We start from the raw sequence: 17,358 nt of genomic DNA on the forward strand, positions 1-17,358 counted from the left end.
ATGTTGGGAAGCGAGGCATAACGCGGCTCGTTCAGGCGCAGGTCGGTGGTCACCACCGCCGGCAGCTTGATGTCGATCGTCTGCAGGCCGCCGTCGACTTCACGCGTCACCGTTGCCTTGCCGTCACCGATCTCGACCTTGGAGGCAAAGGTGCCCTGGGCCCAGCCCAGAAGCGCCGACAGCATCTGGCCGGTCTGGTTCGARTCRTCATCGATCGCCTGCTTGCCGACGATGATCAGCCCCGGCTGTTCGGCCTCGGCCACACCCTTGACGATCTTGGCAACAGTGAGCGGCTCGACCTGGTCGTCGGTCTCGNTCATCGATCGCCTGCTTGCCGACGATGATCAGCCCCGGCTGTTCGGCCTCGGCCACACCCTTGACGATCTTGGCAACAGTGAGCGGCTCGACCTGGTCGTCGGTCTCGACCAGGATCGCCCGRTCGGCGCCCATGGCSAGCGCCGTSCGCAGCGTTTCCTCGGCCTTGGCCGGACCGACCGAGACGACCACGACCTCGTCGGCCTTGCCGGCTTCCTTCAGCCGCAGCGCCTCTTCCACCGAGATCTCGTCGAACGGGTTCATCGACATCTTCACGTTGGCAAGCTCGACACCCGAGCCGTCAGCCTTCACCCGGATCTTGACGTTGTAGTCAACCACCCGCTTACTTCACGTTGGCAAGCTCGACACCCGAGCCGTCAGCCTTCACCCGGATCTTGACGTTGTAGTCAACCACCCGCTTAACCGTCACAAGTATTTTCATGGCAATCTCTCCAGGCATCAGCAGACAGTGCAGAAGCGTTCGACCATGACGTCGAGCACCTCGCCGGGATCGCGCTTCCACCAATTGTTCGCCGAGAAAATCTCCACCTCACAAGGACCCGAATAGCCAGCCCCTTCCACCGCCTTGCGCAAAGCCTTGAGGTCCGCGACGCCGTCGCCCATCATCCCGCGGTCGAGAAGCACGTCGGTGGTGTCGGCAAGCCAATCACAGAGATGAAAGCCGAAGATGCGGTCGGCGCCGGCCCGCTGCAATTGTGCGGCAACGTCCGTGTCCCACCAAACATGATAGACGTCGACCGCGACGCCGACGTTCGGCGCGGCAATCGCGTCGCAGAGATCGATGGCGTCACGAAGCGTCGTCAGGCAGGAGCGGTTCCCGGCATAGACCGGATTGAGTGGCTCAAGCGCCAGCCTGATGCCGTGTGCTGCAGCGTAGGGGGCGGCCTCCGCGACACGGTCAGCGACGATCTTGAGACTTTCCTCGACACCCTTGGTGCCTGGCTCAACGCCGCCCACGACAATGGTCAAGACTTTGGCGCGCAGAGCTGCCGCCATGTCAATCGAGGCCTCGAAGTCATCCATGACCGCGCGCGCATCACTCGCCAGCGAGCCGACGAGAAAGGGCGTTCTGCAGAGACCTGCGACCGTCATGCCGGCAGCACGGACCCGCTCTCCGATCTGGAACGCTTGCGATCCTATTTCGCGGCGCCAGAAAACGACCGCGCCGAGACCGCGCTCGGCGCAGGCGTCAATGATCCGTTCCGCAGACCATCCCGCGCCGTAGCCTTCGAGATTGTGGCCGAGGCTTGCAGTGTTGAGAGCCAGCGCCCTGTGATCATTGGCAAAGTTCCTCATCTCAGGCTCCGTAAAATGCGAGCAGCCGCTTCATCCGGTTGACGGCCATTTCGGGCTCGCGCAGCAGGCCGCATGCATCTGCCAGCCGGAAAACTTCGGTAAAGTAAGGCAAGGGCCGCATCGCCTGCGCACCGTTCAGCATGACGAAGTGGTCCTGGAATCCGTTGAGCCAAGCGAGAAACACGACGCCTGTCTTGTAGTACTGCGTCGGCGCACGGAAGATCAGCCTCGCCAGTGGCACTGTCGGATCCAGGGTGGCTCGAAACGCGGACGTGTCGCCGTCGCCCAGGCTCTTCACCGCAAATGCCGCAGCGGGTGCGAGCGGATCGAATATGCCCAGCAGTGCATGCGAAAAGCCCTCGGCGTCACCTTCGATCAATTCGGGGTAATTGAAGTCATCGCCCGTATACATCTTCACACCGGCCGGCAGGAGCCGGCGCATGTCGATCTCCTTCTGCTTGTCGAGAAGCGAGATCTTTATGCCATCGACCTTTGAGGCGTTCTCGTTGATGACGGCAAGCGCAACCGGCATGGCCTTTGCGAAATCCTTCGATCCCCAGTAGCCAGCAAGCTGCGGGTCGAACATTTCGCCCAGCCAATGAAGGATGACGGGCTGGTCGCAGGCGCCTAGCACATCGGAATAGACTTTGACGTAGTCTTCGGGCGTCTTGGCCGCCTTCACCAATGCTCTCGATGCCATCAGGATGACGCGTCCACCGACCTTCTGGATGGCCTCGAGTTGGTCGAGATAGGCCCGCCTGACATCATCAAGCGTATAGGACGCTGCCTGATCCAGATGGTCTGTGCCGCAACCGTTTGCGACCAGGGCATCCGGTATTTCGACCTTCGTGCGGCGGATCAGTTCCAGTGCGCCGGGCCAGTCCAACCCCATCCCTCGCTGGGCGGTATCCATGGCTTCGGCGATCCCAAGGCCGAGCCCGGCGAGATATCGGCGAAACGCCATGGTCTTTTCCCAATCGATCGTCGCGCGTCCCGACGGGTCATTGGCGGTGAAGGGATCAGCGACCACGTGGGCGGCGGAATAGACCACCCGGGCAGGGTTATTGCCGAGCACGGCCTGAGCGATGGGACGACCTGTCAGCGAGTAATCGGTCAGCCTGCCATTCGTATCGGGAAGCGCTATCTTCATGATGAACCTCAGAAGCGGGGAACCAGCATCCCGGCGTCCGCCGAGATCACCTGTCCGGTTGTGTAGGGAAATTTGCCGGTCGCCAGTGACGCAATGATCGCCCCCATCTCTTCGGGTTTACCGAGGCGCGGAAACAGGGTCAGGCCCTGCTCGGCCCGCTCGCGATAGGTATCGATGACTGGTGCCGTCATGTCGGTGGCAATCAGTCCCGGCTGCACGTCGTAAACTGCGATGTTTTCGGGTCCTAGCCGCACGGCGAGCGTCTTGGAGATCATCGCTGCTGCTGATTTCGAGGCGCAGTACTCCGAGCGTTGAACGGCGACCGCGACCGCGTTCGACGATGTCACGTTGACGATCGAATGAAACATCCGAGACCGTTGACGAGACAACAGCCGGCGAGCAAAGGCCTGACTGAGGAAGAACATGGCCTTGGCATTGACGTCGATGCAGCGATCCCAGCTCTCCTGTGAAACATCAAGCAGGTCGCCGCGCTGCAATACCCCAACGCCCGCATTGTTGACGAGGGTCGTCAAAGGGCCGAGTTGCGCCTCGATATTTGCCAGGACATTCTCGTGGGCCGCAAAGTTTGTGACGTCGAGGGGAGTGGCCATCACTGGATTGCCATGCGCGGCAACGCGAGCAACCGCCGCGGCAAGTTCGCGATCATCGCCGCGACCGTTGACCGCCACTGCGAAACCTTCCTTCGCCAATGCCTCCGCAGCAGCCAGACCGATACCGCGCGACGAGCCGGTAACCAGCGCCACCGGGCGCATATCAGTCCCAGTCATGCGCGTGCTCCCTTTTTCAGAAGTTCGCGCGCAATGATCATGCGCTGGATCTGATTGGTACCCTCGTAGATCTGGGTGATCTTCGCATCGCGATAGAGGCGTTCGACTTCGAAGCCGCGAATATAGCCCGAACCGCCAAAGACCTGCACGGCGTCTGCCGTGCGCTGAACGGCCATGTCGCCGGCAAAGCATTTGGCAATCGAGCAAGCCTTGGTCGCGTCCGCGCCGGCATCAATCTTGGATGCGGCCGAATGAACCAAGAGCCGCGCCGCCTCGATGTCCTTTGCCATGTCTGCCAAAAGCCACTGTACGCCCTGGAAGTCGGCGATGGATTTGCCGAACTGTTTGCGGGTACCGGCGTAGTCGACGGCAGCCTCAAGGCCGGCTTGCCCAATGCCGACGGCTAAGGCTGCGATACCGACGCGCCCCTTGTCGAGAACGGACATCATCATGTGGAAACCACGACCTGCCTCGCCCAGAAGCGCATCCGCCGAAAGGCTCACATCCGTAAACGTCAGCGCGCCGACCTGGCTTGCCCGCTGACCCATCTTGTGCTCCTTCGGCCCTCTCTCGACACCCGCGGCGTGCAGATCGACGACAAATATCGACATGCCGCGATTGCCCGCTTCCTTGTCGGTTCTCGCGAGCACGAAGCCGACGTCTGCGACCGGAGCATTGTGTATCCAGATCTTGCCGCCGTTCAGACGCCAGCCGTTGCCGTCGCGCGTCGCCGTCGTGCGAATACCCGAAACATCAGTGCCGGCCTCCGGCTCGGTGATGCAGTAGGCAACCTTGGTCTGCATGCTCAAAACGGCTGGCAGCATCTTTTGCTGGGTCACTGTTCCGTGGCGCACCAATAGCGTGGAAATGAGCTCAATCAGGCCGCATTGATCGGCGACCGAGGCGTAGCCGCGGCTGAGTTCCTCCATCACCACGGCATAGGTCAAGGTGTCGAATCCCGGCCCGCCGAGCGCTTCGGGAACACCAATTCCGAACAGGCCGAGCTTGCCCATTTCATCATAGAGGTCGGCCGGGAATCGCTCCTCGCGATCGAGTTGCTCCGCCATCGGCCGGATCACTTCGTCGGCGAAGGCGCGGGCCATCTCGCGCACTTGGTCCTGCGTTTCGCTCAGATACATGTTCTCCATCCCGCTAGTAGTAACTATCTAGTTACATACTGCCGCGAACTCCTTTCCGTCAAGTCAGAAAATTTTTCGACGTTGCTTCAACCGGCTTGCGCCGGTCCTCCGGGCGTGGTTACAATTCACCATTCAGTTACTTAAGGAGGATCAGCATGCACCCCGGAAAAAAGCGCAAACTCGGTCGGATCGACATCAACGTGACCACCTTCGGTTTCGGAACGGCGCCACTTGGCAACATCTTTCGCCCCATCAACGAGCCGACCGCCGAGGCGATGTTCGACACGGCCTGGAACGCCGGCGTCCGGTTTTACGATACCGCGCCGATGTACGGTCATGGGCTTGCCGAACTGCGAACGGGTTACAGTTTGCGCTGGAAGAACAGGGACGACTTCGTCCTTTCCTCCAAGGTCGGCCGCCGGCTGAAGCCAGCTAAGCGGGAGACGATCGATTTCACGCCCTGGGTCGACGCCGCTCCCTTTGAGATGGATTTCGACTACAGTTACGACGGGACGATGCGGGCGTTCGAGGACAGCCTCCAGCGCATGGGCCTCGAAAGGATGGACGTCTGCTTCATCCATGACATCGACGTCTTCACACGAGGAAACGATCAGCCGGAGGTTTTCAAACAAGCCATGGACGGCGCATGGCGTGCCCTCGAGAAGTTGAGGGATGAGGGGACGATCAAGGCGATCGGCGTCGGCGTCAACGAATGGGAAGTCTGCCTTGAAGCCTTGAAACAGAGGGATTTCGACTGCTTCCTTCTGGCCGGCCGCTACACCCTTCTCGAGCAGGATTCGCTCGATGCCTTCCTGCCCCTGTGCGAGGAGCGAGGCGCCGCAGTGATTGTCGGCGGAGGGTTCAATTCAGGCATTCTGGCGACTGGGGCAAAAGAGGGAGCAAAGTATAACTATGCGCCCGCATCGACAGCGATCCTCGACAAGGTCAGCAGGATCGAAGCGGTCTGTAGGGACCACAACGTACCGCTGGCCGCAGCTGCGCTGCAGTTCGTGGTCGCGCATCCGGCCATTCCGTCGTTTATGGCTGGTACGCGGACGGTTGAGCAGTTGAACCAGAACCTGGCCTGGTTTGCGCACCCCATCCCCGCAGACTTCTGGGTCGATCTAAAGGTCAAGGGGCTTTTGCGCGAGGATGCACCGACGCCTGTAGCCGGCTAGTGCGATACGCCTGCCGAAGAGGCCGGCTCCGCCCAGCCTCTTCGGCAATTTGCGTCGGCCCCGTAGAGCCGCCAGGCTCACCTGATCAGGATGGCACGGAAATCGTTGACGTTCGTCCCGGTCGGGCCGGGTACGAACAGGTCCCCCAGACGGTCAAATGCCGTCCAGGCGTCATTGGCGGAAAGCGTGGCGACAGGATCGAGGCCGAGCGCGCGCAGCCGAGCCGCACTCTGTCCATCGGCGAATGCACCAGCATTGTCTTCGGAACCGTCAATACCATCGGTGTCGCCGGCGATGGCAGTGAAGGGGACGCCGTCAGCTGCGATCGCCAAGGCTAGAAGGAACTCGGTGTTGCGTCCGCCCTTCCCATTGCCGCGAAGGGTAACCGTGGTTTCGCCGCCGGACAGGATCAGCACCGGTCGGGTAAACGGCCTGTCGCGCAGGGCAACCTCGCGCGCGATTGCCGCGTGGACCCGGGCGACGTCCCGGGCCTCACCTTCGATCGCGTCCGACAGGATGACTGCTGGGATGCTTTCGGCCTGCGCATGGATTGCAGCGGCTTCGAGAGAGAGCCGTGCCGAGGCGATCACATGCACTTCATGTCCTGCGAAGACATGGTCGCGCCAAAACGGCGCGAGCCCCTGATCGTCTGCGAGCCAATCAGCCACCTTCGGTGGGATGCGGATGCGCCAGGCATCCACCATTACCCGCGCATGGGCGCGATCGGTGGCATCCGGTATCGTCGGCCCCGATGCAACCTGCGCCGGATCGTCCCCCGGCACGTCGGAGACCACGAGGCTGACGACTTTCGCAGGATGGCAGGCGGCTGCAAGACGGCCTCCCTTTATGCCCGACACCTGCTTGCGGATGGCATTCATCACCGAAATCGGTGCGCCGCTCGAAAGCAGGGCCCGGTTCAGCGCCACTTCGTCCTCAAGCGTCAAGCGACCTGGTGGGCACGGAAGAAGCGCCGACCCGCCACCGCACACAAGAGCTACGACAAGATCGTCTTGCGTCAATCCCTCGACCGCCTGAAAAAGCAGCCGCGACGCCTCGAGCCCGGCAAGATCGGGTACCGGATGCGCAGCCTCGACGACGCGGATCCGTTCGCACGGCACGCCATAGCCGTAGCGCGTGACCACCACCCCTTCGACGGGCGCATCCCACAAGCGCTCGAATGCGCGGGCGAGTTGAGCTACTCCCTTGCCGGCCCCGATAACGATCGTGCGTCCGCGCGGTCGTGAAGGAAGATGCGCGCGAAGGGCTGTTTCCGGATCGGCGGCACTAACGGCGACGCTGAATAGGTCGCGAAGCAGTATCCTGTCTTCGGGCGTCATAAAATCTCGTCCATCTCGTTTAAGTTTCCACGTCCGTTGTTTCGACACAACGCCCCGACATGCATCAAGGCGACACTGTGTCGGAGCGTTTTGGCGCTGCCGTCACGGGCGCGCCTTTTGCGCAAAGGACGCCGAACGCTTTTCTCGAAACGCCGCCAGGCCCTCCTGCAATTCCTCAGAGCCTGCGGCGATCTCACCGGCGAAGCTTTCAACGACCCGTTCGTTTTCCTCGCCTTCCGCGGCATTGATCAGCATCTTGGTCAGTTCAACCGCCCGACCCGAGCGACCGATCACCCGTGCCGCGGCCCTCTCGCCCGCAGCCAGCCCCTCGCCGGTCGCAACCACCTGATCGACCAAGCCCAGGTCAAGCGCCTGATCAGCTGTATAGACTTCGCCGAAGAGCGACATCCGTCGCACGATTTGGGCGCCGAAGCGGCGCGCCACACGCTGCGTGCCTGACCAGCCCGGGATGATGCCCAGACCCGGCTCCGGTTGACCGATGCGCACATGGGCTTCGGCAATCCTCAGATCAGCACAGGCCGCCAGCTCCAATCCGCCGCCCAGCGTGTGTCCATTCAGGACCGCGATCAAGGGCACGGAAAGGCGTGCGAGCGCGTCGAAGGCAGCATGGCCGTCGCGCACCCAATGACGCGCAAAAGCCTTCGGCGAGGCGCTGCTCCACGCATCGATATCGCCGCCTGCGCAGAATGATCGGGATCCCTCCCCCGTCAGGATCGCAACCCGCGCGGTGGAACGCTCTATCGCGCGACATATCGGCATCAGCGCATCGACCATATCGGCGTCGAGCGCGTTCAGCTTGTCAGGCCGCCGGATCGTCAGCCAGGCGATATCCCCGGAAATTGCGAGGTCGAGACGCGGGTCGGTCACAGCGCCATCCCCATCGTTGACGCGCGAAACAGTACGTCGTCCATGATCTTCAGCGTGTCGGAAACACGCAGTGGCGTTGTCGCCTGGGCGAGGACATCGCGCTGCAGGTCGATACCGGGCGCGATCTCGGTGATAACCAGCCCATCCGCCTCCAGCCGCATGACACAGCGTTCGGTGACATAAGTGATGTCCTGGCCCTGGGCACGGGCACGCCTGCCCGAAAAGCTGACCTGATCGACCTTGGGAACAATCTTGGCGACCCGTCCTTCCTTGTCGATGACCAGGCGCCCGTCTTCAAGCCGCATCTTGGCGCCGGCGTTGAAATTGCCGGAGAAGACGATCTTTTTCGCTCGTGCCGTGATGTCGACAAAGCCGCCTGCGCCGGCAGTCCGGTGCGGTGTCGCAGCCAGGCGGCTGACATTCACGGAACCCTCGGCGTCGATTTCGAGGAAGGAAAGCAGCGAGCAGTCAAAACCTCCGGCCTGGAAATAGCAGAACTGATGCGGTGATGCGACGAACGCCTCGGCATTGGCGGCACAGCCAAACTTGAAATCGAGCAGAGGAATGCCGCCGACGGCGCCTTGTTCGATGACCCATGTGATCTTGCCGTGATGTCCTTCCTCGATGAGAACACGCGGCACGTTGGCCGAGATACCGAACCCGATATTGACGGCCCAACCCGCTTGTAGTTCCTGCGCGACGCGCCGTGCGATCACCTTGCCCACGTCCAGAGCCGGGATACGGAATGTGTGCAGGGGCCGAAACAGTTCACCTGAAATGGCCGGGTCGTAAGGGGTCGCAGTCGTTTGCAATTGGTCGGGCGCTTCGACGATGACGTCGACGAGGATGCCGGGAACGCGAACGTCGTGTGGACGCAATGTCCCTGTCGCGGCAACCCTGCGGACCTGAGCAATCACCAGTCCGCCGGAATTTCGAGCCGCCAGCGCCATCTCCATCGCACCGAGCGTCGCGCCCTCCTGCTCGAATGTCAGATTTCCATTCTCATCGGCCGTCGTCGCGCGGATGATGGCGACATCGGGATGGATAGCCGGAAAATGCAGCCAGTCCTCGCCAGCAAATTCCACCCGGCTAACCATCGGAGCGCCACGGGCCGTCGCGTTCATCGCGCAGCCTTCCTGGTCCGGATCGACAAACGTATCCATTCCGACCTTGGTCAACACGCCCGGCCGCTTGGCAGCGCCCTCGCGCAGCATGTCGAACACAATGCCCGACGGCACGTTCCAGGCTGCAACTTCCTCCTTCAGGATCATCTGCCAGATCAGGGGTGGCTCGGCGTTGCTCGGTCCGGACGGGTAGGATCCTCCGATGATCCTGGAGAGCATGCCCGGTTTTGCGATGTGATCGACACCTTTTGTGCCAAAGAAGTCGCCGGCTGCGATCGGATGCACAGAGGTCAATCCGCGAGGATGGCCTTCCTGCTCAAAGCGCTCTCCCAGCGCCTTGAGGACCGCATCGGGGCAGCAAAGCCCCGAAGAGGAACTAACCGCAAGCACGGCACCGTCCCTAACCAACCCGGCGGCTTCCGCTGCAGTTTTCACCTTCGACATTGCTGCGCACTCCTTTTGTCGTTGCACTAAGTAACTAACCAGTTATACATTAAACACGACAATGAAGGGCAGGCAAGGGCAATTTGCGCCGTGGCCACAACGGCGCAAAGCCGCAAAACGCGAAGGAGGAGCAATGAACATCTATTTCGAAAAATGCCATCAACGGGGCTTTGGCACCTATCCGCTGAAGGCAGGCGAATTGAAAGCCGCAATCGAGACCGCGCTTGATGTCGGCTACAGGGCTTTCGACACCGCGCAAATGTACGGCAACGAGGCCGATACGGGGCAGGCGCTCCTCGAGGGAGGCGTTGCGCGCGACGAGCTGTGCATCACTTCCAAGGTCCATCCCGACAACTACACCGAGGCGCAGTTCCTCCCCTCGGTCGAAGCGAGCCTGAAGGCGCTCAAGATAGACCAGTTGGATGTTCTCCTCTTGCACTGGCCACCAATCGGCGGCGACGTCGCTCCGTCGTTGCGCCTCCTGCAAAAGGCTCATGTCGCCGGGATGGCGCGCAATATTGGCGTCTCCAACTATACCGCCCGGATGATGCGTGAAGCCAAAGCGATTTCGGAGGTCCCGCTCGTGACCAACCAGGTGGAGTTTCACCCGCTGCTTGATCAGAGGGCGCTTCTGGCTGCAGCGACCGAGACAGGGATCCCGCTTTCGTCCTACGCTTCGGTTGCCCGTGGCGAGGTGTTCAAGCATGCGATCTTTGGGGAGATTGGCGCGACCTATGGAAAATCCGCCGCGCAGATCGCGCTACGCTGGATCCTGCAGAAGGGCGTACCGCTCAACACGATGTCCACCAAGCCGGAGAATATCCGGGCGAACTTCGAGATCATGGACTTTACCTTGTCCTCGATCGATATGGATCGGATCGATTCCATGACGCATACCGGGTATCGCATCATCACCCCGGGCATGTTGCCCTGGGTTCCTGAATGGGACTAACGGAAAGGGCGGCCGCAAGGCCGCCCGTTCCGTTCGCATGAAGTTGCCTCAAGCGTTACCACGGATCAGGTCGGAGGCCTTTTCGCCGATCATGATCGATGCCGCGTTGGTGTTGGAACCGACCAAGCTCGGCATGACCGAACTGTCGCAAATGCGCAGACCATCGAGGCCGTGAACACGCAGCTTGGCATCCACCACTGACATCTCGTCTCGTCCCATCTTGCAGGTACAGGTCGGATGGTAGGATGTGCGCCCGTACTGACGTGCATAGGCCTCGAAATCAGCGGTGGTGCGCACGTTCTGGTCTGGAAAACGCACGGTCCTGATATATTTCTGCAGCGAGGGCTGTGCGAAGATTTCCCGACTGATCCGGATGCCTTCGACGGAGATCCGCAGGTCATCGGCATCACCCAGGAAATTGGGGTCTACGATCGGAAGCGCGCGCGGGTCGGCCGAACGCAAGGCGACTGAACCACGCGATTTCGGACGCACCGTGTAAGAGTTCAACGTGATGCCGGAGGCGCCCTTTCGAACACTCGGCACGCCGGCCTCCGCCCCCGCCCCAGCCAGAAAATGGAACTGAAGATCGGGACAGGGACTGGCCTTGTCGGCATACCAGAACGCACCGCCCTCAACGACATTCGAAGCAACCGGGCCGGACTTGAACAATGCATATTCCAGGCCGGCCCAAAGCATCCAATGCGGCCTGTTGTACTTGTCCAGACTGTCATGTCCCTTGAGTTCGGCAACGATATCGACGCCAAAGTGATCGTGCAGGTTCTCGCCGACACCAGGCATATCCTGGACCACGTCGATACCATGGCCGCGCAAGGCCGCTGCCGGGCCGACGCCGGAAAGCATCATCAATTTGGGTGTGCCGATGGCGCCGGAGGTCACGATGACCTCACTGTCGGCGCGAACGATCCTGGAGGCGCCACCCGTCGCGTATTCGACACCCACGGCGCGTCGCCCTTCAAAAACCACCCGAAGCACCAACGCGCCTGTGACCAGCGTCAGGTTCCGGCGCTTGAGTGCCGGGCGCAGATATCCCACAGCCGCCGAGCAGCGCCGACTGTTGCGGGTCGTAGTCTGGTAAACGCCCGTGCCCTCCTGAACGGGGCCGTTGAAATCCGGATTGTACGGAATTCCGAACTCCTGGCAGCTTTGAACGAAGGCACGCGTCAGAACTTGCGGATTGGCTATGTTCGAGACGCCGAGCGGCCCGTCGGTTCCATGCCATTGTCCCGAGAGGATCGTGTTGCCCTCGGACCGCAAGAAATACTTCTGGATGTCCTTGAAGCCCCAGCCCTCCGCCCCCTCTTCCACCCAGCGGTCGTAATCGCTCGGGTGACCGCGGGTGAATACCTCGGCGTTGATGGAGGATCCGCCGCCGAGTACCTTCGCCTGGGCGTAGGGGATCTCACGGTTGTTAGCATGTATCTGCGGCGCCGTGGTCAGACCCCAGGTCATCGGGCCTGCAGTCATCTTTGCAAAACCGACCGGCATGTGGATCAGCGGATGGCTGTCGCGCCCACCGGCCTCAATGAGGCAGACCCTTGTCGCTGGGTTTTCCGAAAGGCGCGCTGCAAGCACGCAGCCCGACGAGCCGCCTCCGACGATCACATAGTCAAATCCTTGCACCATCATGCGATCCAGTGTGAGCGTTTGCCGATCTCGACGTGAACGGATTTGACCTGGGTGTACTCCTCCACGCCATAGGTGCCCGCCTCGCGTCCCCATCCGGACTGCTTGAAGCCGCCCAGCGGCATCTCCGGCCCACCTGCCATGATCGTGTTGACCCAGAAACGACCGGCGCGAACGCGGCGGGTGACCGTCAATGCCTTGTCTATGTTCTTGGTCCACACGCTGGCAGCGAGGCCATAGACAGTGTCGTTGGCCAACTCGATCGCCTGTTCGATCGTGTCGAACGACATCGAGCAGAGGACGGGCCCGAAGATCTCGTCCCGGGCGATCGCCATGTCAGGGGAAACCCCGGTGAACAGCGTCGGTGCGATATATTGGCCCTTGCCGAGATCAATGGCCTGGCCGCCTGTAACGAGCTGTGCGCCTTCCGCCTTGCCCTTGGCGATATAATCCAGAATGGTCGTGTTCTGCTGGTCGGTGGTAATCGCTCCGACCTGGGTAGCCTCATCGAGAGGATCGCCGACGCGTATCCGCGCCATCTTTTCGGCGAGAAGCTTTTCGAATTCCGCGGCCACTGAGCGTTCGACGATGAGCCGCGAAGACGAGACGCAGCACTGCCCAGTGTTGAAGCTGATGCCGAATGCCGCCCCGTCCGCCGCATCTTCGAGATCCGAATCCGCAAAAACGATGATCGGGTTCTTGCCTCCCAGTTCCAGTCCGAGCTTCTTGAAGTTGCTGTCGGCGGCCGCGTGAACGCACGAGCGCCCGACTGCGGTGGAGCCGGTGAAGGACAGCATGTCCACATCAGGGTGTTCCGTCAGAGCCTGGCCGATGGTGCGGCCCGAACCGGTGATGACGTTGTAGACGCCATCAGGCAGTCCCGCCTCGGCGAGCACCTCGGCAAGGATGAGCGTGGTCGCGGACGTCACCTCCGAAGGCTTGACCACCATCGTGCAGCCTGAGGCAAGGATGAAGGGCACGCGTTCGCAAAGAATGAGGAATGGAAAGTTCCACGGGGTAATGAGACCCACGACACCGATCGGTTCGCGAAGAACCATGCCGAATAGTCCGTCGCCCAGCGAATTGTAGCTGTCGCCGTGCAAGAGCCGAGCGGCACCGGCGCCGACTTCAAAGCAGGCGATGCAATGATCAATCTCTCCGCGCGCCTGGGCGATCGGTTTGCCATTCTCCAATGTTTCAAAGTAGGCGATCTCATCCCGGCGTTGCCGCAGAATCTCGGCAACACGCAAAAGGACTGCCCCACGGGCGGCCCCCGAAAGGCCGGACCAACGGCGATCCTCGAAAGCCCGGCGAGCGGAGGCAACAGCTGCGTTCAAATCTTCCGGAGTGCATTTCGCGGTGCGCGTGGCTGGAACGCCATGGCCAGGCGACAGGCGCTCGAACTGGTCACGGCTCTCATGCCACCGTCCATCCACGAAGAAGCCAAATTCACGCGGGGCCTTTGGCGGGAGAAGGTAGTTTTTGACTTGGTCCATGGGATGCCTCCACTCTGAGATTCCGTATCCATCAGGCGATGGATTAGTAACTGAACAGTTATGCGCGATCTAGCAACGCCTGCGCGATCACGCCATCACAATTTGGGTCTTGAGGTGATGGGACCGATTGGCGAGCGTATCGAACGCCTCCTGGATTCGATCCAACGGATAGTCGGCGCCGGTGAAGTCCTTCGTCTCGAACCGACCGTGTGCAAGGAGCGTCAACGCGTCATGCATGTCCTCGCCCATGCCAGCGACCGATCCCTTCAAACCGCCCTCTTCAAGCACGGTCTTCAGGATATCGACCGGCACCGTCTCGCCAGGCGCTGTGATCCCGAAAAAGGCGACATGGCCACCACGACGAGACAGTTCAAACGCCTGGCCATAGAGCGCCTTGCTACCAACGCTTTCAATGACGATATCGGCGCCTCGTCCGTCGGTCATGGCCATCACCGTCGCCTTGAGAGTGGTGGGGTCCGACACGGCCGCGTCCGCTCCCGCCTCCAGTGCCATTCGGCAGCGGTCAGTCGACAGATCTGTAACAATGATTGGAGCGGCACCCACCAGGCGCATCATCTGAACGTGCAGATTGCCGATCGGGCCTGCTCCGAAAACGACGACCGATTGCCCAAATGTCACATTCGCCTTGCGCGCCGCACGCACAACGCATGCGACCGGCTCGGTCAAGGCGAGTACGGCATCAGGCACGGTGTCGGGAACCGGTATGACGAGGCGCGCCGGGATGGCCACATACTCGGCAAAGGCGCCATCGCGACCAATGCCGACCTGGACAACCTCGGCGCAGTTGAGGACCTCGTTGCGGCGGCACCAATAGCAGGTGCCGCAACCGATATTGATGTCCACGACCACGCGCATGTCACGCTGCAGATGGCGAACGCTCCCGCCGAAGTCGGCGACCGTGCCGCAGAACTCGTGGCCTGGAACAAGTGGTAGCCGGTCGGCGGCATAATGGCCGTTGAAGATATGGACGTCGGTCCCACATATGCCTGTCCGCGTCACACGGATAAGGGCATCATCGGGGCCGATCGACGGAACTTCGACCGCAATTATCTCGAAACGGCGCGGTTCGACCAGAACCGCGGCTTGCATCTTGCCCATCGCCGCCTCCTATTTCACCGTGCGCAACTTGGCGCGATCGATCGTGAGTGCGATCGCGACAATGAGAACGATGCCGAAAACCATCTGCTGCTGTGTTGCGTCTATCTCGAAATAGAGCATGGAGGCGCGGATGACGGCGACAATCAGCGTTCCGATGACCGTGTTGAGAACGCCTCCGACACCCCCGGTCAGGGGCGTACCACCGACCAAAACCGCAACGATTGCCGGCAGCAGGAACCCGTTCGCAATCGTCGGCGCGCCGCCTGAAAGCTTGACGGCAAAGAGCAGTCCGGCAATCGCCGCCAGTGCCCCTGATATTGCAAAGGCAAGGATCTTGTAGCGTGCCACGTTGAGCCCGGAGGCCGCAGCCGCCAGTTCGCCGGCGCCGACTGCTTTCAGCGCCCGGCCGAGCGTCGTGCGGCGTTCGATAAATAGGCAGATGCAAAGCAGCACGGCCGAGATCAAGAGTTCGTTCGGCACGCCCCATGTACGACCGATCATCCAGCCGAAGGTCTCGTTTCGCTGGGTCGCGTCCATGTTGAGCGCGCGCTGCCCGGAAAGCCATTGCGCGACCGAGAACGCCACGCCGCCGACTGCAAGAGTGGAGATGAACGACGGAACATAGAGCCGCGTCGTCACATACCCCGACAATGTGCCCAGCAGGAAGCCTGCGGCAACGCAGGCGACAGCGACCCAGGCGCCCATGGAGGCAAGGTAGACCGATGCAATGACGGTCACCATGTTCGCCATCGACTGGGCGGACAGATCTATCCCGCCGATATAAATGGCAAAGGTCAGTCCGAGTGCCATGATGAACAGCGGCACGATATCACCCGCCAGGCTCATGAGATTGGCTGGCTTCAGGAAGCCCGGGTGGGTAACGCCGACGAGGGCGACGAGCACCAGCAGCGTTATCCAGGGAAGATGCGGTTTGAGACGCTGAATGTCCATGTTTCCCTCAGATCATGTAATGCAGGAGATCGTATAGCGAGGGCTTTGCCCCCGGCACGCAATCGAAGTTCTTCTGAATGCGGCCATCCTTCACGACGACGATGGTGTGAGACAGCCCGATGGCCTCCTCCAGGGTATCGGCGACCAGGACGATGCCGACACCGGCACCGCTCATTTCGCGGATCATGTCGTAGACATCTTCCTTGGCTCCGATATCCAAGCCGCGGGTCGGGTGATCGAGCAGCATGATGTCCGATCCCGCCGATCGCCACTTGGCTAGAACGACCTTCTGCTGATTGCCGCCGGACAGGTTTCCGCAATCCGCGAATTCGGAATGTGCCTTGATCGAAAGCTTCTTGATCCAGTCGCGCGCAAGTGCGCGCTCTTCGGATATCCGCAGGACGCCGGCGCGAGAATGCTTGTTCATTTGCGAGAGTGTCATGTTCTCGTAGACGTTCATGCCGGCGACGATGCCCTCGACCTTGCGTTCGCGAGGGACGTAGCCGACACCTTGGTTCACTGCGTGGCGAGGCGAGAAAATCTTCACCTTGCCGCCCTTGATCTGGAGATTTCCCTGGGTTGGGGTGAGCATTCCGTAGATCATCCGCAAGATCGCCTCGCGCCCCGACCCTTCCGTTCCCACCAGGCACAAGACTTCCCCGGCATGCAGTTTTAGGGAGATGTCCTTCGTGCGTCCGGGCAGTCCGACCCCATCCATCTCGACCAGAACCTTGGATCGATCGAAGGGTTTCTGCAGCTGTTCGCGATAGTATTCCTTGTCGACGTTGCGGCCGACCATCTTGTGCTGGATCGCTTCGGTCTGGGCGGTACCGCGCTCCACGACATCGACGACATGACCGTCCTTCATCACGTAGATACGGTCTGAAAGCTCCATCACCTCGTCCATGCGATGGGAGACAAATATGAAGGACGCGCGCGTGACCAGTTCGCGTACCAGCTTGAAGAGCAGTTGCACTTCTTCCTTGGACAGAACCGAAGTCGGTTCATCGAGAAGAATGACCAGATCACCGTCAACGCGTTCTTCGAGGGTGAGAACCTTGGCAAGTTCCACAAGCTGTCGCTGCGCGAAGGAAAGCTTCGAGGTAATGGTCGCGGGATCGATATCGAGCTTGACCTTGGCGAGTTGCGCCTTGGCTGCCGTTGCCATTGCGTTCCAGTTGATGACGCCGAACCTTACAAACTGCTGTTCGTAACCAAGGAAAATGTTCTCCATCACCGTCAGGTTGGCAATCAGCGACTGCTCCTGAAAGACCATGCCAATACCCTTCTCCATGGCCTGGCGAGGATTGGCAAAGCGCACGGTCTGGCCATTGATCAGAATGTGCCCGCCATCGGGTTGGTAGGCCCCGTAGATCACCTTCATCAATGTGGATTTGCCCGCGCCGTTCTCGCCGACCAGCCCGACGATCTCGCCGCGCTTGATGTGAAAATCGATAGCCTTGAGTGCGTGAACACCGGGGAATTTCTTATCGACGGCTTTCAGTTCGTACATGGC

At 61.0% G+C, this 17,358-nt stretch carries 15 protein-coding genes and 1 pseudogene; 2 read left to right on the plus strand and 14 right to left on the minus strand.

Annotation, left to right across the window (positions count from 1 at the left end; genetic code table 11):
- The 6 genes and pseudogenes from ASD02_RS17625 to ASD02_RS17650 all read right to left on the minus strand — a co-directional run.
- On the minus strand, positions 1–315 hold a 315-nt coding region (locus tag ASD02_RS17625), incomplete at both ends, for an electron transfer flavoprotein subunit beta/FixA family protein (RefSeq protein ID WP_162255913.1).
- Between the two features lies 1 nt (position 316).
- Positions 317–654, minus strand: a pseudogene (locus tag ASD02_RS17630) (electron transfer flavoprotein subunit beta/FixA family protein); the annotation flags it as partial.
- Between the two features lie 120 nt (positions 655–774).
- The gene (locus tag ASD02_RS17635) at positions 775–1,632 is read right to left on the minus strand and encodes a sugar phosphate isomerase/epimerase family protein (protein WP_057217514.1); all 858 of its coding nucleotides are present in this window, start codon (positions 1,630–1,632) and stop codon (positions 775–777) included.
- Between the two features lies 1 nt (position 1,633).
- A complete protein-coding gene (locus ASD02_RS17640; RefSeq protein WP_057217517.1) occupies positions 1,634–2,782 on the minus strand; it encodes a dihydrodipicolinate synthase family protein in 1,149 nt (382 codons plus the stop codon).
- Between the two features lie 8 nt (positions 2,783–2,790).
- Positions 2,791–3,570, minus strand: a complete 780-nt coding sequence (locus ASD02_RS17645; RefSeq protein WP_199197104.1) for a 3-ketoacyl-ACP reductase — start codon at positions 3,568–3,570, stop codon at positions 2,791–2,793.
- Entirely contained in the window at positions 3,567–4,709 is a 1,143-nt protein-coding gene (locus ASD02_RS17650) for an acyl-CoA dehydrogenase family protein (RefSeq protein ID WP_057217522.1), read from the minus strand. The genes ASD02_RS17645 and ASD02_RS17650 overlap by 4 nt, the downstream gene beginning before the upstream one ends.
- A 155-nt stretch (positions 4,710–4,864) precedes the next feature.
- Here ASD02_RS17650 and ASD02_RS17655 point away from each other — a divergent pair, with 155 nt between their 5' ends.
- Positions 4,865–5,887, plus strand: coding sequence for an aldo/keto reductase (locus ASD02_RS17655; protein WP_057220995.1), 1,023 nt, complete (start codon positions 4,865–4,867; stop codon positions 5,885–5,887).
- A 77-nt stretch (positions 5,888–5,964) separates the two neighbouring features.
- Here the strand turns inward: ASD02_RS17655 and ASD02_RS17660 are convergent, their stop codons facing one another.
- The 3 genes from ASD02_RS17660 to ASD02_RS17670 all read right to left on the minus strand — a co-directional run bounded on the left by ASD02_RS17660 (position 5,965) and on the right by ASD02_RS17670 (position 9,680).
- Positions 5,965–7,224 carry a glycerate kinase gene (locus ASD02_RS17660; RefSeq protein WP_057217526.1) on the minus strand — a complete coding sequence of 420 codons (1,260 nt, stop codon included), beginning with the start codon at positions 7,222–7,224 and terminating at the stop codon, positions 5,965–5,967.
- Positions 7,225–7,326: 102 nt separating this feature from the next.
- On the minus strand, positions 7,327–8,112 hold the full coding sequence (locus ASD02_RS17665) for an enoyl-CoA hydratase/isomerase family protein (protein ID WP_057217528.1): 786 nt from the start codon (positions 8,110–8,112) through the stop codon (positions 7,327–7,329).
- Positions 8,109–9,680 carry an acyl CoA:acetate/3-ketoacid CoA transferase gene (locus ASD02_RS17670; RefSeq protein WP_057217530.1) on the minus strand — a complete coding sequence of 524 codons (1,572 nt, stop codon included), beginning with the start codon at positions 9,678–9,680 and terminating at the stop codon, positions 8,109–8,111. Before ASD02_RS17670 ends, ASD02_RS17665 begins: the two co-directional genes overlap by 4 nt.
- Before the next feature lie 133 nt (positions 9,681–9,813).
- On the opposite strand from ASD02_RS17670, the gene ASD02_RS17675 reads away from it, so the two are divergent.
- Positions 9,814–10,632: an aldo/keto reductase gene (locus tag ASD02_RS17675; RefSeq protein ID WP_057217533.1), complete on the plus strand. Its 819-nt coding sequence runs from the start codon at positions 9,814–9,816 to the stop codon at positions 10,630–10,632.
- 48 nt (positions 10,633–10,680) lie between these two features.
- Here the strand turns inward: ASD02_RS17675 and ASD02_RS17680 are convergent, their stop codons facing one another.
- The 5 genes from ASD02_RS17680 to ASD02_RS17700 form a co-directional block, all read right to left on the minus strand.
- Positions 10,681–12,276: a GMC family oxidoreductase N-terminal domain-containing protein gene (locus tag ASD02_RS17680; RefSeq protein ID WP_057217584.1), complete on the minus strand. Its 1,596-nt coding sequence runs from the start codon at positions 12,274–12,276 to the stop codon at positions 10,681–10,683.
- Positions 12,276–13,772: an aldehyde dehydrogenase family protein gene (locus ASD02_RS17685; protein WP_057217535.1), complete on the minus strand. Its 1,497-nt coding sequence runs from the start codon at positions 13,770–13,772 to the stop codon at positions 12,276–12,278. The genes ASD02_RS17680 and ASD02_RS17685 overlap by 1 nt, the downstream gene beginning before the upstream one ends.
- An 87-nt stretch (positions 13,773–13,859) precedes the next feature.
- A complete protein-coding gene (locus ASD02_RS17690) occupies positions 13,860–14,891 on the minus strand; it encodes an alcohol dehydrogenase catalytic domain-containing protein (RefSeq protein ID WP_057217537.1) in 1,032 nt (343 codons plus the stop codon).
- 9 nt (positions 14,892–14,900) lie between these two features.
- On the minus strand, positions 14,901–15,842 hold the full coding sequence (locus ASD02_RS17695) for an ABC transporter permease (RefSeq protein ID WP_057217540.1): 942 nt from the start codon (positions 15,840–15,842) through the stop codon (positions 14,901–14,903).
- 7 nt (positions 15,843–15,849) lie between these two features.
- The gene (locus ASD02_RS17700) at positions 15,850–17,355 is read right to left on the minus strand and encodes a sugar ABC transporter ATP-binding protein (RefSeq protein ID WP_057217542.1); all 1,506 of its coding nucleotides are present in this window, start codon (positions 17,353–17,355) and stop codon (positions 15,850–15,852) included.
- Between the last annotated feature and the right edge of the window lie 3 nt (positions 17,356–17,358).

This window comes from Ensifer sp. Root1252 (assembly GCF_001425885.1).
GTDB lineage: Bacteria > Pseudomonadota > Alphaproteobacteria > Rhizobiales > Rhizobiaceae > Ensifer > Ensifer canadensis.